The organism is Geminicoccus sp., from assembly GCF_035556675.1.
In the GTDB taxonomy this organism is placed as follows: domain Bacteria; phylum Pseudomonadota; class Alphaproteobacteria; order Geminicoccales; family Geminicoccaceae; genus Geminicoccus.
The window spans coordinates 1-14,993 of the sequence record NZ_DATMFZ010000329.1; the positions used below are offsets into that span (position 1 = coordinate 1).

Annotated in this window: 14 protein-coding genes and 1 pseudogene; 6 read left to right on the forward strand and 9 right to left on the reverse strand. The window is 70.2% G+C overall.

The genetic code is table 11. The features are described from left to right. From VNS22_RS28435 to VNS22_RS23365, 9 genes and pseudogenes are all read right to left on the reverse strand, one after another. A pseudogene (locus VNS22_RS28435) lies at nt 1-110 on the reverse strand (response regulator); the annotation flags it as partial. Between the two features lie 95 nt (nt 111-205). After that, nucleotides 206-445: a hypothetical protein gene (locus VNS22_RS23330; RefSeq protein WP_325736772.1), complete on the reverse strand. Its 240-nt coding sequence runs from the start codon at nt 443-445 to the stop codon at nt 206-208. Further along, nucleotides 442-2,412 (reverse strand): chemotaxis protein CheA, encoded by a 1,971-nt coding sequence (locus VNS22_RS23335; RefSeq protein WP_325736774.1) that lies wholly within the window; start codon nt 2,410-2,412, stop codon nt 442-444. The genes VNS22_RS23330 and VNS22_RS23335 overlap by 4 nt, the downstream gene beginning before the upstream one ends. Next, nucleotides 2,405-3,271 carry a protein-glutamate O-methyltransferase CheR gene (locus VNS22_RS23340; protein WP_325736776.1) on the reverse strand — a complete coding sequence of 289 codons (867 nt, stop codon included), beginning with the start codon at nt 3,269-3,271 and terminating at the stop codon, nt 2,405-2,407. The genes VNS22_RS23335 and VNS22_RS23340 overlap by 8 nt, the downstream gene beginning before the upstream one ends. Next, nucleotides 3,268-4,371: a chemotaxis-specific protein-glutamate methyltransferase CheB gene (gene cheB, locus VNS22_RS23345; RefSeq protein WP_325736777.1), complete on the reverse strand. Its 1,104-nt coding sequence runs from the start codon at nt 4,369-4,371 to the stop codon at nt 3,268-3,270. The genes VNS22_RS23340 and cheB overlap by 4 nt, the downstream gene beginning before the upstream one ends. Beyond that, entirely contained in the window at nt 4,368-5,846 is a 1,479-nt protein-coding gene (locus VNS22_RS23350; RefSeq protein ID WP_325736779.1) for a chemotaxis protein CheW, read from the reverse strand. The genes cheB and VNS22_RS23350 overlap by 4 nt, the downstream gene beginning before the upstream one ends. Nucleotide 5,847: 1 nt before the next feature. Further along, nucleotides 5,848-7,776, reverse strand: a complete 1,929-nt coding sequence (locus tag VNS22_RS23355; RefSeq protein ID WP_325736781.1) for a methyl-accepting chemotaxis protein — start codon at nt 7,774-7,776, stop codon at nt 5,848-5,850. 257 nt (nt 7,777-8,033) lie between these two features. After that, nucleotides 8,034-8,936, reverse strand: a complete 903-nt coding sequence (locus tag VNS22_RS23360) for a ParB/RepB/Spo0J family partition protein (protein WP_325736783.1) — start codon at nt 8,934-8,936, stop codon at nt 8,034-8,036. Then, nucleotides 8,933-9,970 carry an AAA family ATPase gene (locus VNS22_RS23365; RefSeq protein WP_325736784.1) on the reverse strand — a complete coding sequence of 346 codons (1,038 nt, stop codon included), beginning with the start codon at nt 9,968-9,970 and terminating at the stop codon, nt 8,933-8,935. The genes VNS22_RS23360 and VNS22_RS23365 overlap by 4 nt, the downstream gene beginning before the upstream one ends. Before the next feature lie 552 nt (nt 9,971-10,522). Between VNS22_RS23365 and VNS22_RS23370 the strand changes: the two genes are divergently transcribed. From VNS22_RS23370 to VNS22_RS23395, 6 genes are all read left to right on the forward strand, one after another. Then, entirely contained in the window at nt 10,523-11,497 is a 975-nt protein-coding gene (locus VNS22_RS23370; protein ID WP_325736785.1) for a replication protein RepA, read from the forward strand. Between the two features lie 276 nt (nt 11,498-11,773). Then, nucleotides 11,774-12,568: a 3-oxoadipate enol-lactonase gene (gene pcaD, locus VNS22_RS23375; RefSeq protein WP_325736786.1), complete on the forward strand. Its 795-nt coding sequence runs from the start codon at nt 11,774-11,776 to the stop codon at nt 12,566-12,568. Then, nucleotides 12,561-12,974: a 4-carboxymuconolactone decarboxylase gene (gene pcaC, locus VNS22_RS23380; RefSeq protein WP_325736787.1), complete on the forward strand. Its 414-nt coding sequence runs from the start codon at nt 12,561-12,563 to the stop codon at nt 12,972-12,974. Before pcaD ends, pcaC begins: the two co-directional genes overlap by 8 nt. Then, complete coding sequence (gene pcaH, locus VNS22_RS23385) at nt 12,971-13,669, forward strand: protocatechuate 3,4-dioxygenase subunit beta (protein ID WP_325736788.1); 699 nt, start codon at nt 12,971-12,973, stop codon at nt 13,667-13,669. The genes pcaC and pcaH overlap by 4 nt, the downstream gene beginning before the upstream one ends. Nucleotides 13,670-13,674: 5 nt before the next feature. After that, a complete protein-coding gene (gene pcaG, locus VNS22_RS23390) occupies nt 13,675-14,256 on the forward strand; it encodes a protocatechuate 3,4-dioxygenase subunit alpha (protein ID WP_325736790.1) in 582 nt (193 codons plus the stop codon). A gap of 18 nt (nt 14,257-14,274) precedes the next feature. Next, a partial coding sequence (locus VNS22_RS23395) for a lyase family protein (protein WP_325736791.1) occupies nt 14,275-14,993 on the forward strand: 719 nt, incomplete at its 3' end.

Here is a 14,993-nt window from a genome sequence, read left to right on the forward strand (position 1 = left end):
GCATCGGCGGCCTCGATGCGGATCCAGTCCGGCTGCAAGGCCGCCACCGCCTTGCCCACGACGATGCGCGCGAGCTTGCTGTCGTCGACGATCAGAATCCTGGTCTCCATCTTTCTCCTAGCCCCGGTGAGACGCCGTAAAATGGGTGGCGGCACAAGCCACCCGACATAAGCGCATTGCCGCCGATCAGGCCATGCATGGCCGCTCATGTTTGTTGCAGTGCAGCAATAATCCAGTCCCGGATGAAGGGATCCTCGCTGGGGCCCTGGATCCGCGGGCGGAACGCCAGGAGGACCTGCAGCACCGCACCGTGCAGGTGACGGCAAAAGGCGAGGTCGACCGGCCGGTCGGGCCCGGCCTGGACCAGCGCCAGCAGGGCCTCCGCCTCCTCGACCGGGCAGGTCCCCTCCAGATGGATCACCTCGCCCACGAGCCGCACGGTCATCTGGCGAGCTCCGCGAGATCGAGCACCATCATCACCTGGCCATCGCCCAGGATGGTGGTCCCCAGCACCCCCGGCATCGCCGCGAGCAGGCCGGTCATCGGCCGCAGCAGGACGTCGGTATGGCCGAGGAACCCGTCGATCCCGATGCCGACCAGATCCGGGCCGGCGCGGATCACCAGGACCAGCCGGTCTTCTTGCCGTTCCACCGTTTCCTGGACGTGCAGCAGGTCGGCCAGCTGCAGCAGCGGCACGGGCTGGTCGCGCAGGATGAACACCTGGCCAGCGCGCACCGGCAGCAGGCGATCCGGGGCGATCCGGGTCGTGGCCACGACGCTGTCCATGGGCACGCCATAGGTCTCGCCGGCGCAGGACACCATCAGGACCTTCGCGAGGACCAGGTTCACCGGCAAGGTCAGCCGGACGGTCGTGCCCTGGCCCGGCCGGCTCGCCAATGCCACCCTTCCGCCCAGCCGGCCGATCGCGGTGCGCACGGCGTCCATGCCGACGCCGCGGCCGGAAACATCGGTCACCGCGGACGCGGTGGAAAAGCCCGGCCGGAAGACGAGGTCGAGCACGGCATCGTCGCGCAGCGCATCGAGCGCGTCGCTGCCCATGACCTGCCGCTCGGCAGCGACCCGCCGGATCGTGGCCGGGTCGATCCCGCGCCCATCGTCGGACACCTCGATCACGACATGATCGCCCGCCTGCCGGGCGGCGAGCCGCAGGCTGGCGCGGGCAGGCTTGCCGGCACGGCGGCGCTGCTCGGCCGGCTCGACGCCGTGATCCACGGCGTTGCGCAAGAGGTGGGTGAGCGGCTCGAACAGCCCGTCCAGGACCGATTTGTCGACCTCGACGTCATCGCCCTCCACCGACAGCTCGACCTCCTTGCCGAGGCTGGCCGCAGTTTCCCGCACCAGGCGGGGGAAGCGCCGCAGCAGCGGCGTCATCGGCACCAGCCGTACACCCAGGACCGCGCGGTGCAGCCGGCCGACCAGCCGGTCGATGGCGGCGTGCCGATCGGCCAGGGCCCCGGCCGCGGCCCGGGGATCGAGCCCGGCGGCGAGCTGCGTCGCCAGCTCGGCCAGGCTGTTCTTCGCGACCACGAGCTCGCCCACGATCTCCGCCAGGGCATCGATCCGGCTGGCGTCCACCCGCAGGGACCGGCTGGCCGCCTCGGGGGCGCTGCGCTTGGTCTGACCTTCCTCGGCAGGCGTGGCCGGCACTGCCACCGCAACGATCTGCACCTGGTCCGGGACGAAGCGAAACGCAGCCTTCACCTCGTCCGGCGATGCTGAGGACAGCAGCTCGACCACGAGGTTGCAGGCGAACGGGTCGTATTCCGCCAGGTTCGGCTGCTCGTCCTGCAGCGCCACGCGCAGGGCCGCCAGGCCCGGGACGCGCCGGGCGATCTCCAGCGGGTCGTCGCCGTTGAAGAAGCAGTTCCGGTCGGGGACGTAGCGCACCGCCACCAGCGCATCGCCAGAAACGGGCACCTCGTCCCCTCGGCTGGCGAGCAGCGTCCGGATCCATGCCGCTTCCGGCTCCGAGGGTACTGTCTCGACGGATCCGTGCTGTGCCGGGTCGTCGCTCGAGCGCGCCCGCAGCGTCGCCACCAGGCGTGCGGCCGCGGCTCCGGCGTCCTCGGGCAGCGCGCCGGTGCTGCCGATCGCGGTCAGCCACCGGTCGGTCTGCCCGATCACCCCGACCAGCTCGTCGACCGTGTCGCGGTCCACCGCCCGCCGCCCGGCACGGATGGCGCCCAGCAGGTCCTCGGCGGCGTGCAGGAGCAGGCCCATGGGCGGGAAGTCGAACAGGCCGGCAGAGCCCTTGAGGGTGTGGACGGCCCGGAAGGCGCTGTCGACCAGGGCTGAATCCTCGGGCCGCCGTTCCAGCGCCAGGAGGGCGTCGCCGGCCTGCTGCACCAGCTCCGGCCCCTCGATCAGGAACTGTTCGAGAAGCTCATCCATCCTGGGTATCGGCCGGACGCTGGTAGACGATCGCGTCGTGGAAGCGGCGCAGCCTGAACCGGTCGGTGATCCGCATCATCGATTCGGAATGACCCAGGCAGATGAAGCCGCCCGGGTTCAGCCGGTCGAACAGGTTGCGGGCGGCCAGCCGGCGCGAGACGTCGTCGAAATAGATCAGGACGTTGCGGCAGAAGACGACGTCGAACGTGCCGTTGGCGGCCATCGACGCGGCGTCGACCAGGTTGGCGCTGGTGAAGGTGACCGATTCCAAGAGGTCGTCGATCAGCCGCCAGCGGCCCTGTCCCACCGGCTCGAAATAGGCCTGGCGCACGTCCTCCGGCAGGCGGGCCAGCGCGCGCTCGCCATACCTGCCGGCGCGTGCCGCGCGCAGCACCCGGGTGTCGATGTCGGACCCCACGATCTCGACATGGTAGGCGTCCACCATCCGCCAGTTCTCGAGCAGCCAGAGTGCGATCGAATAGGCTTCCTCGCCGGTGGAGCAGGGCACCGACCAGATCCGGACCTTGTCGCCGGCCCCCCGCGTGGCGACGATCTCCGGGAGCAGATCGCGGCTCAGGCAGCGCAGCTGGTGCTGCTCCCGGTAGAAATAGGTCTCGTTGACCGTGAACCGGTTGATCAGCTGCTCGGTCTCGGCACGGCTGGCGCGCAGATGGGCGAAATAGGCGGAAAAGTCCGCAGCACCGGTCTCCGCCATGCGTTCGGCCAGCCGGCGGTCGATGTAATAGCGCTTGGCCTCGCTGAACATCATGCCGGTCTCGGCATAAAGGAAGTCGCACAGGAGCTGCAGGTCCTGGGCACTCAGGAACGGGGGCTCGTCCGGCAGGGCGGGCATGCTCATCGGGCCGGGATCAGCTCGAGAAGGCAGGCGGCGATCCCGCCCAGCGGGACCACGAACTCCGCTCCGCCGGCATGGACCAGCTCGCCGGGCATGCCCCAGACGACCGCCGTCTCCTCGGCCTCGGCGATGGTGCGCCCGCCGGCATGGCGCAGTGCCGTCATGGCGGCGGCACCGTCATTGCCCATGCCGGTCATCAGGATGCCGATCAGGCGCTTTGCCCCGACCTGCTCGATGGCGCTGGCCACCAGGCGGTCGGTGCTGGGATGCCAGCGGTAGCCGGCCCCGGCAGGGGCTGGCAGCGCCATCAGCCCGGCCGGCCGCCGGCCGAGGATCAGGTCGGCTTCGCCTTTGGCGATGTAGACATGGCCGGGTGCCAGCGGGACCGGCTGCACTACTTCGAGGACAGTCAGGGCACAGAGCTTGTCCAGGCGCCGGGCCAGCGGCCCGGTGAAGCTCGCCGGCATGTGCTGCGCCACCAGGATCGGCCATGGGAAGTCCGCCGGCAGCGGCGCCAGGAGGGCATCCAGGGCCGGCGGGCCGCCCGTGGAGCAGCCCACCAGCACGGCACCCTCGACCTCGCCCGGCAGCGGCGGCAGGTCCGTCATGTCCGCCGGCACGGCCAGGACCGGCCGTACCGGTGCCGGCCGCTGCCTGGGTTCGCGGCGGCGCAGCCGCAGGCGCTCGGCCAGGCGGCGTGCCTTGGGCAGGCGTGCCCGTGCCGCGGCCCGCACCTTCTCGACCAGCTTCGGCCCGAGCAGGTCCATCTTCAGCGAGATGGCGCCGGTGGGCTTGGGGATGAAGTCGACGGCACCCAGGCTCAGCGCCTCGAGGGTCACCTCGGCACCCTCCCCGGTCATGGCGGAGACCATCACGACCGGGCATGGGCGCTCGACCATGATCCGGTCGAGGCAGGCAAGCCCGTCCATCTCCGGCATGTGGACGTCCAGGGTGACGACGTCGGGCCGGAACTGGTGGAGCTGGCGCAGGGCGTCCAGGCCATCGCGGGCAAAGGCGATCTCGAAGCCGCCGGCACGGGTGAACAATTCGCCCAGCAGCCGGCGCATCAGGGCGGAATCGTCGACGACGAGCAGACGCGTCACGACCCGGCCGCGCCCGCGCCGTCCAGCGCCGCCAGCAGGTCGCGCTCGGCGCGATCCAGGAGCTCCTGCGGATCGACCAGCAGGATGATGCGGCCATCCATGTCGAGATTGGCGACGCGGTCGAACATCCGACGGCCATCGGCCGCAAGCTCCGGCGTCGCCTGCAGCTGGTCCGCCGCAACGCTCAGGATCTCCGACACGGTGTCGACGACGAAGCCGGCCTGGCGGTCGCCGATCGTGGTCACGATCACCCGCCGCTGGCTTCCGGCCGCCTCCCCCGCCACTCCGAAGCGGCGCCGCTGCTCGATGATCGGCAGCACCCTGCCGCGATGGTTCATCACGCCCTCGATGAAGCCGGGTGCGCGGGGCACCCGCGTCAGCGTCGCCGGCAGCCGTAACACCTCGTCCACGGCAGCCACCGGCAGTCCGTATTCCTCCTGGCCCAGCCGGAACACCACGATCTGCTCCTGCGCACCATCATCCGCGTCCAACCCCAACTCCGTCTGCTGACGCCCCTCGGCGAGAAGATGGGTCACGGTGTCGTCGCGGAACAGACGCTCGGCCGACAGGATCGACACCAGGCCCGCTTTGCCCGGCAGCCGGCAGATGGACTGGATCCGCGCCTCGCCCGGCCCCCGGTTCAGCACCGCCGGCACGGGCGCCACCGTGGCCGGCGGGGCCCGGAGGATCGCCTGCAGCCGGTCGACCACGAGGCCGACCCGCGTATCTCCGACCCGCGCCACGACGATGCGGGCATCCCGGTCGGGTGCCCCCTGCTCGAAGCCCAGCAGGGCCCGCAGCGAGACCACCGGCAGCAGGGTCTCGCGCAAGGCCACCACGCCCAGCATCGCAGCGTCGGTCCGGGGCATGGCCAGGATGTGCGGCGGCAGTGCCAGGACCTCGCCGACCTCCGCAATCGGCAGCGCATAGGCTTGGCCGGCCAGGCCGAACGTCACGAACACCAGTTCCGGGGCGGTCGGCCCGGGAGCATCGGTGGCCTGCGCTGCCAGCCGCCCCCTTCGGCCATGCCTGGCGAGCGCCGCGAAGTCCCGCCGCAGGAGATCGTTCAGGTCGACCAGCCGGACGGCCGCCTCGCCCTGAACATGAAGATGGCCCGGCTGCGACCCCGCCATGTGGGGCGAGGCAGTATCCAGCCGGGTCAGCGCACCCACCTCGTCCACGGCCACGCTCACCGGCTCGTCCAGTTCCAGCAGCAAGAGCCTCGATGCCGCCGTGGCGGGTGCTTCCTCCTGTCCCAGCAGCCCGGCCAGGGAGATGACGGGCACCACCGCGCCACGCAGATTGGCCACTCCGGCCAAGCCTGCCGGCGCATGGGGAACCCGCGTGATCTTCGGCCGGCGGCACACCTCGGCGATGTCGCCGGCAGGCACGGCGAACCGCGTCTCGCCCACGCGAAACGTCAGCGCCTGATGCGCGCCTGGACCAAGCGGCCCCGGGCTCGGGGGCGTTGCCAAGTCAGGCTTCCGCCTTCTCGAGTTCGTCGGCGAGCAGGGCGATCTCCTCGATCGCCGCCGCCAGGTTCTCGGCACCCGTGGCCTGCTGACGCGCGGCGGTCGCGGCCTCGGCGGCAGCACCGCCGGCTTCTTCCGCCGCCGCCGCGACCTGCTGGACGCCGGACAGGACTTCCCTCGTGCTGTCGATGATCGTCCCGACAAAGGCCGCGATCTCGGCATTGCCGGCGCGCAGGCTCTCGGCGGTGGCCTCCAGCAGGGCCAGCCGCTCGTTGATCAGCCGGCTCTTCTGGATCTCGGCCTCGGAGTAGACGACGATCTGCTCCAGGTCCCGGCGCACCGCAGCCACCTGGACCTGCACGAGGCGGACCAGGTCCTTGGCGCGATCGGCATTGTCGGCGGAATCCCGGGCGAGGTTGCGGATGTCCGCCGAAACCACGGCAAAGCCCTGCCCCTGCGCGCCGGCCCGCGCGGCTTCCACCGAGCCGCTCACGGCGAGCATGGTCGTCTGCAGGGCGATCATGGCGATGCTGTCGACGATCTTCTCGATCTGCCTGCCGGCGTCTTCCAGAACCTCGATCAGGCCCAGGATGGCGCCCGTCTCGGCCAGGGCAGCGCCTACCCCCTCGGTCAGCTTCGCGACCGACCGGCGGCTGTCCTGCAGCCGGGCCTGCACCGCCTCGATGCCGGCGAGTGCCTGTCGCGCGGCCTCGCCCGTGGCGGCTGCGGCCTTCTGGATCTGTGCCATCGCCGAGCTGGATTGCTGGGTCGCCGCCGCCTGGACCTGCGCGCCCTGGCTGATCTGGTCGACCGCCGTCAGGATCTCGCCGGCAGCCCCGGCCAGCTCCTGCACCGTCGCCGACAGTTCCTCGGCCGCAGCCCCCAGCTGCTGGGCCAGATCCGCGCTCTGATCCTGCGATTGCAGACGCTCTGCCAGCTTCGCCAGGGCTTCGGCTGCCTTCTGGCTCTGATGGAGTGCGGTGCCCTGCTGCTGCACCGATCGCTGCGCCTGGGCCGCGGCGGCGGACTGTTCTTCGGCCGCACCCGCGATGTTCTCCGCACCCTGGTGCGCCTCGCGGGCGGCGGCATCCGCCTCGGCTGCCGCCAGCAGGATCGCCTGGCTGCTCTCGACCAGGGCCGCCAGGCTGGCGCGGGCGACATCCAGCCCTGCCGATACCGCCCGTGCCCCGGCAGCCTCCTCCGTCGCGACGGCCGCGGTGGTGCGGATGCGCTCGGCGATGGTCCGCACCTCCCCGGAGATCCGGTCGGCCAGCGTCTGCACCTCGCGGGAGCGCTTTTCCGAAACATCGGCGAGGCTGCGGACCTCGTCGGCGACCACGGCGAAGCCCCGGCCATGATCGCCGGCCCGCGCCGCCTCGATCGCGGCATTCAGCGCCACGAGGCTGGTCTGGTCCGAGATGTCGGCGACGGCCTTGGTGACCTCGCCGATATCGCCCGCCTGCTGCTCCAGCTTCGCGATGACGTCGACCGAACGGAGCTGACGCTGCGCGTTCACCTCCACCGCCCCGGCCGTTCCCCCGATCTGGCCGGCCGTTTCCGTCAGCTGCGTCTGCAGGGCCAGGGCCTCGGCCCGCGCCTGGTCCGCCCGCTCGCGCGCCTGCCCGAACGCGGTGACGAGCCCCATGATCGCGGCCAGGGACTGGTGCGATGCGCCGGCCGCCTCTTCGGCCGCACTCGCGATCTGCTCCATCGCCCGGCCGAGCTCCTCGGCCGCCGTGGACGCCTCCGCGACGCCGCTCGCCAGTTCCTCCGTGGCAGCGCCGATGCGCTCGACCGCGGTCTGGACGGATCCGGCGGCACGCGGCGTGCGGTGCCGTTTAGGCGACGCAGGCACCGCCGCTTCCGCTTCCGCCTCGGGCTTGGCGGGCGACCGCTCCCTGCCCGCCAGTGCCGACGTCTTTACCAGTGCCATGATCGCTTCCGCTTGCTGGGAGCCGCTGCGGCGGGTTCGTCGCCCGCAAGACTAGGCAAGATCGCCGGGCTTGCCCACGCCAAGCCGCCTTCGCGCACACCGCCGCGACGGGTCCGGCTGAAGGCTGCGCGGCGAGACCGCTGCGTCCCGGATGACCCGCACCTCGCCTTTGCGACGATCACGTCGAAGTTCCAGCATGGGATCATCATGATGCACGCAAGTAAATCATCATATTCCCAAGCATCGACGCACAACGATCAGGTGCCGGACCTGTTGCCCAGAAGTTGATCGATCTCGTCGCGGAGGCGGGCGAGCCGCTCGCGTTCGGCGGGGGCGAGGGTGCGGCCGGCGCTGCGGGCTGCCAGGATGTTCCGGCTGAGGCGGTCGACCAGCCGGACCGGCACCACGCCATCCGCCGTCGTGCGCCGCTGCGGCCGTGGCTCGTCCTGCGCATGCTTGCCGTCCGGGTGGTCCTGGTCCTGGGCCTCGCGGATGGCCCTGACCGTGAGCATGCCCTGGCGGGCCAGCCTGATCAGCCGGTCCCGGGCGGCCCGGTCCTCGATGCGGGCGAGCTCGATCAGCGCGTTCTTGGCGATGCGCAGTTCTGACGTCAGAACCGATTCCAGCACCTCGTCCGGCAGGGTGAGGATGCGCAGGATGGCGCTCACCTCGGCCTTGGACTTGCCCAGGGCCGCCGCGGCGGTCGTCTGGTTGTAGCCCTTCTCGCTGATGAGCTGCCGCAGGCCCCTCGCCTCTTCCACGGGCGTCAAGTCGACGCGCTGGAGGTTCTCGATCAGCGAGGCGACCTCGACGTTCCCCTCGTGCTCGATGGCGAGGATGGTGGTCCAGCCATTGTGCCTGGCCGCCCGCCAGCGGCGCTCGCCGGCGACGATGAACCAGCGGTCCTTCGCCTGGGGGTTCCGGCTGAGCAGGATCGGCTGGAGCTGCCCCTGCTCGGCCATGGTCGCGGCGAGTGCCTCGATCTCGCGCTGGTCGAACTGGGTGCGCGCCTGGCCGGGATGCGGCTCGATCCGGTCGATGGATGCCTCGAAGCTGTGGCGGAACCGGCTGCCCCGCGTGACCAGGCTGCCCGACGCCTCGCCGATCAGGGAGGTCGAGGTGCTCAGAATGGGTGACGGCTGCTGCCTGCGCCTGCTCATCTCGAGTCCCCTGCCCCCGCCGTCACCTCTTCAGCGACCACCTTCGGCCAGTCCGCACCGGCCGCGATGGCTGCTGCCAGCCGGTCGTAGACCGCCACCGCCGGCGTGCCGGCCGAGGCTTCCAGCGCGATCCGGCCATTGCGTGCCGCATGCCCGAACACCGCACTCTCCGGCACCGGCTCCAGCACGATGCCCTTGTCGCCCATCGCCACCACCAGATGCTCCAGCACCTCGCGGTCGACCGCCTTGCGCCGGCTGTACTGGGTCGGCAGGATCCCGGCCAGCCTGAGGCCCGGGTTCAGCCGGCGCTGGACCTTGTTCACCGTGCCCAGGATCAGCCCCACCCCCATCGTGTCGTAGGGCTCGGTGCGCACCGGGATGATCACGTCCTGGGCAGCCGCCAGCGCCATCCAGGTGAGCATGCCGAGATTGGGCGGCGCGTCGATCACGATGTAGTCGTAGCCGGCCCGGACCTCGTCCAGCTTCTCGCGCAGCACCACGTCCAGGCCGGGCTCGCGCCGGCTGTCCACTTCCGCCAGCTCGATATGGCTGGCCGCCAGGTCGAACGGCAGCGGGCGATGGCCGGCGATCGAGCTGCCGGCCGGCAGGATCGCCTCCTGCAGCGGGCGGGACTGCAGGACCACGTTGGCGATGGTCTGGCCCTGGCGATGGACCTCGACCGCACCGCCGGCGAGCAGCGCCACCGTGGCGGTCGCCTGCGGGTCGAGATCGAGCAGGAGCACCCGCTGCCCGCGACTGGCCAGGGCATAGGCCAGGTTCAGCGCGCTGGTGGTCTTGCCCACGCCGCCCTTCTGGTTGGCGAGTGCGATCACCCTGGCCTCGCGCGCCCGCCCGCTCGCCAGGGCGGTCAGCTCGGCCGCCACATCGTCCGGGATCGGATCGCGGCCGTTCTCCCAGCGGCTCACCCTGGGCTTGTCGTAGCTCCGGCCGAGGCGCGTGTTGAGGATGTCCTTCAGGGCAGCCTGGCTGAGCCGCAGCTCGCGCCGCAGCGCCCTCATCACCTCGCCCTGCATCCGCCTCTCCCATCGCACGCACGGTCATGCAGGATGATCGGGCCCATGGGGTCCGTCAACGGTCAACGTTGATGGTTGACGGTTGATGTTGCACAAACGCCAGACGACCCGGGCCGTTTCAAATTCAGCGAAGCCCCGCCGGCTTCACGCGGCCTGAGAGTGGCGCCACGACCGGCGATTCGCTCCACAGGTTGTTCACGCTGAATTTGAAACGCCCATCGACTTGTCCACGCTGAATTCGAAACGGCCCGTCGCTGAATCTGAAACGCCTCGGCCATCGATTCCACGCTGAATTCGAAACGCGGACGGGGGTTGTCCACGCTGAACTTGAAACGAATTCCTATAGAGAACCTATATCAAGAATTCTCCTATAGGGTCCGTGGAGAACAACCTCCGGCCTGGCAGATGCTTTCCTGCCGTCGTTCCCCTTCGCTGAAGTTGATACGGAATATGCGAGCCTGAACTGGCCAGACGGGCTTTCATGGTTCTCATGTCGCCGGGCTTGTGTTTACCATATCCACCGGTAGTTGCTGAGGATGGGGCAGGCAGGAAATGGCGGAAGTACATCGTCAGCTCGTCCTGCGCGGTCTGGACGACATGCTCGCTGAAGCTGATACGGCCAAGGAGCGCCGCCGCGTCCAGTCGGCTCATGATGCGCTGCTGCTCGAGCAGGACGCGATCAACTATCTGCATTCCGGCTTCTGCCAGGCAGCCCTGCCGCATCGCGAGCCCAAGAACGCCACCGAGCCGTGGGTCCGCCGCAACGGTGCCTATCAGCTCGTCATCCGCCCGGGCATCCTGCCGCTGCGCGACCGGATCCTCACCGTCGGCGTGCCGTACGGGACCAAGGCGCGCCTGATCATGATCTATTTCCAGACCGAGGCGGTGCGCAACCGCAGCCAGATCGTCGATCTGGGGCCGACCATGGCGTCCTGGCTGAAGAAGATGGGGCTGGGGACCTCGGGCGGCCCGCGCGGATCCTATGCGCCGGTGCGCGAGCAGGCTCTGCGGATCGCGCGGTGCGAGTTCACCATGCGGTTCGAGCGCGGTGCCAGCGAAGCCCATCTGGTCGACCAGCGCATCGTGGACGGCATGCATCTGTGGCGGGACGACAGCGACGAGACCGAGATGTTCCGCAGCGGCGGCGAGTGGGGCCGGCATGTCAAGCTCAGCGACAGCTTCTTCGAGCACCTCATCGACCATGCGGTGCCCCTGTCGGAGGAAGCCATCGCGAAGCTGAAGAGCTCCAGCCTGGCGCTCGACCTCTATGTCTGGCTGGCCTACCGGCTGCACACCATGAGGAAGGAGACCATGGTTCCCTGGCATGCGCTGGGCGAGCATTTTGGCAGCGAGAGTGGCCACCGGCAGCTGGCCTTCCGGCTGAAGGAGGTGCTCAAGGACGTGGTGGCCGTCTATCCCGACGCCAATGTCGAGGCGACCGCCCGGGGCTTGGTGCTGCGCCCGTCGCGATCCGCGGTACCCATCTCCAGCAGCGTCGTGAAGCTGCCCACGGCACTCGTCCGCTGAACGGAGGCGGTTCTGACGTCAGAACCAGCGCATGATCCGGGGCAGGGGAGGGGGAACCCGGTTGGGCTGGCCGTGCGGCAGGTGGACCGAAGCGCCGGGCGCCTGTAGCATCCTGCGGAGTAGGGGGACCCTAGGTTGTCGTTCCTGCATCGAGAATGCAGGCGAAAGCAACTCCATCTGCCATAAAGATCAGGCCGAAAGAAGGGCAGCAAGAGCAACACGTCCACGGGCAATCGTCTTGCCGCTCCGGGCGGCTCGATTTGACGGAAGGAAGTCATGCGCCAGCTCACGATAAATGGCGGCGGCATCAACATCGTCGAGAGCGGGCCGCCGGACGGGCCTGCGGTGGTGTTCGTGAACTCGCTCGGCACCGACCTGCGGGTCTGGGACGAGGTGCTGTCCCGCCTGCCGGCCGGCCTCCGCCTGATCCGCTACGACAAGCGCGGCCATGGCCTGTCCTCCCTGGGGCCCGCCTCGCGCACCATCCAGGCGCACAGCGCCGATCTGGCCGCGCTCATGGACCAGCTCCAGATCCGTGCTGCCCTGGTGGTGGGCCTGTCCATCGGCGGCATGATCGGCCAGATGCTCGCCGTCACCCGGCCCGACCTGGTGGCCGGCCTCGTCCTGCTCGACACGGGCCACCGGATCGGGCCGGCTTCGAACTGGGACGCGCGCATCGCTGCCGTGCGCGAGGGTGGCCTGGCGGCGATCTCGGAGGCAGTGATGGAGCGCTGGTTCTCCGCTGCGTTCCGGCGCGAACGGCCCGAAACGGTCGCGGCTTGGCGCACCCTGCTGGAACGAACCCCGGTCGAGGGCTATGTCGCCGCCTGCGAGGCGGTCCGCGACGCCGACCTCACCGACCTCTCGCCCAGGATCGCCATCCCGACCCGGGTCGCCGTCGGCTCGGAGGACCAGGCGACCCCGCCGGAACTGGTCCAGGCGGCGGCAGCGCTGATCAAGGGTGCGAGCTTCGAGCTGATCGAGGGGACCGGGCACATTCCGCCGGCGGAGCGGCCCGACCTGGTGGCCGCCATCATCCGGGCCCAGCTCGAAGCGCTCCGCCATGGCTGACGCCCCGTCCGAGCTGGAACGGACCGGGGAGGCGGTCCGCCGCAGGATCCTGGGCGATGCCCATGTCGACCGGGCGGCTGCCAGCAGCACCGCGTTCGACGCGCCCTTCCAGGAGCTGATCACCCGCTCGGCCTGGGGCTCCGTCTGGAGCCGGCCGGATCTCAGCCCGCGCGAGCGCTCGATCGTCACCATCGCGCTGCTGGCAGCCCTCGGCCATCACGACGAGCTGGCGATGCATATCCGCGCCACCCGCCAGACCGGTGCCAGCGAGGCGGACGTGCGCGAGGCGCTGCTGCATGTCGCAGTCTATGCCGGCCTGCCCGCCGCCAACAGCGCGATCCGGCTGGCCAAGCAGGTCTATGCCGAACTGGCCGCGGCGGAGGCCAAGGAGGGGAAAGCGCCATGAGCGGGTTTTCGCGGCTCCAGCCGGAGGTCCAGCCGGGCCTGATCGAGCCGGGCTACAAGTCGACCAGCCTGCGTGGGCCCAAAGCACCCCTGATCCGCATTCCGCATAGTCTCGGCGAGACCAGCGGGCCGCGCTTCGGCGCAGGCTGGGTCGGGCCGCAGGATGCCGACCTCACCCAGAACGGCCGCTGCAATGGCGAGCCTTTGGGCGAGCGGATCATCGTCACCGGCCGGGTGCTGGACGAATATGGCCGGCCCGTGCGCGATACGATGGTCGAGGTCTGGCAGGCCAATGCGGCCGGCCGCTACATCCACAAGAGCGATCAGCACGCGGCACCGCTCGACCCGAACTTCCGCGGTTCCGGCCGCTGCGTGACCGACGGGGAGGGGCGCTACCGCTTCCTCACGATCAAGCCGGGCGCCTATCCGTGGCGCAACCACCCTAATGCCTGGCGGCCGAACCACATCCATTTCTCCCTGTTCGGCCAAGGGTTCGCCAGCCGGCTGGTGACCCAGATGTACTTCCCGGGCGACCCGCTGCTCCAGCTCGACCCGATCCACAACAGCGTACCCGCCGACGCGCGCGAACTGCTGATCGCCCGGTTCGACATCGAGGCGACGGAGCCGGAATGGGCGCTGGCCTACCAGTTCGACATCGTGCTGCGCGGCCCGGACGCGACGCCGATGGAGCCATAGCCGCCATGAGCAATCGCCTCCGGCAGACCCCGTCGCAGACGCTAGGTCCCTTCTTCGCCTATGGCCTGACCGCCCGGCAGTATGGCTACGACTTCGACCAGCTCGCGGACGGGCGCATCGCCCGGGACGACACGGCAGGCACCCGGATCCAGGTGACGGGCCAGGTGTTCGACGGTGCCGGCGCACTGATCGAGGATGCCATGGTCGAGGTCTGGCAGGCCGATGCCGATGGCCGCTATCCCGACGCGGCCGCCTTTGCCGACCGCACCGCCTTTCACGGGTTCGGCCGCTCTGGGACCGGCGCCGATCCGGCCCGCCGGTTCGTGTTCGACACGATCAAGCCGGGCGGCCATGACGGCCAGGCGCCGCATCTGAACGTCATCCTGACCATGCGCGGCCTGCTGCTGCACCTGTTCACCCGGATCTATTTCGCGGACGAGGCGGCGGCGAACGGGACGGACCCGGTGCTGGCGCTGGTGCCGGAGGCACGTCGGAACACGCTGATCGCCCCCCTGGTCCAGCCCGGCCTCTACCGGTTCGACATCCGGATGCAGGGCGACGACGAGACCGTGTTCTTCGATGTCTGAGGGGAAAGCTGCCGCCGGATGAGCGTCTCGGCCTTCGATTCCATCATGCTCGGCGGCCTGCTCGGTGACGAGGCGGTCAGCCCGCTCCTGGACGACCGGGCACGGATCCGGGCGATGCTCCGGGTCGAGGCGGCCCTGGCCCGCGTGCAGGGTGAGCTCGGCATCATCCCGCAAGCGGCCGCTGCCGCCATCGCCACCACGGCAGCAGCGCTGGAGATCGAGCCCGCGGAACTGGCGGCGGGTACGGCCAGGGACGGGGTCCCGGTCCCGGCCCTGGTGAAGGCGCTGCGCAAGGCGGTCGGGGCGGCCCATGCCGACCATGTCCATTTCGGCGCCACCAGCCAGGACATCGTCGATACCGCCCTGGTGCTGACGGTCACGGAAGCGCTGGAAGTCATCGCCGGCAGGCTGCACGACAGCATCGAACTGCTGGCCGCCCTGGCGGAGCGGCATGCCGCCACGATCATGGCCGGCCGCACCCGGTTCCAGCTGGCCTCCCCCACCACGTTCGGGCTGAAAGCCGCTGGCTGGGCGGCACCGCTGCGGCGTCATCTCGACCGATTGGCGGAGCTCCGGCCGCGCCTGGCGGTCGTGTCCCTGGCCGGTGCCAGCGGCAATCTGGCGTCACTGGGAGAAAGGGGAGGCGAGGTGGAGGCGGCCCTGGCCCGGGAGCTGGGGCTCGGCCTGGCCATGGCACCCTGGCATGCCGCGCGCGACACGGTGGCCGAGCTCGCCGG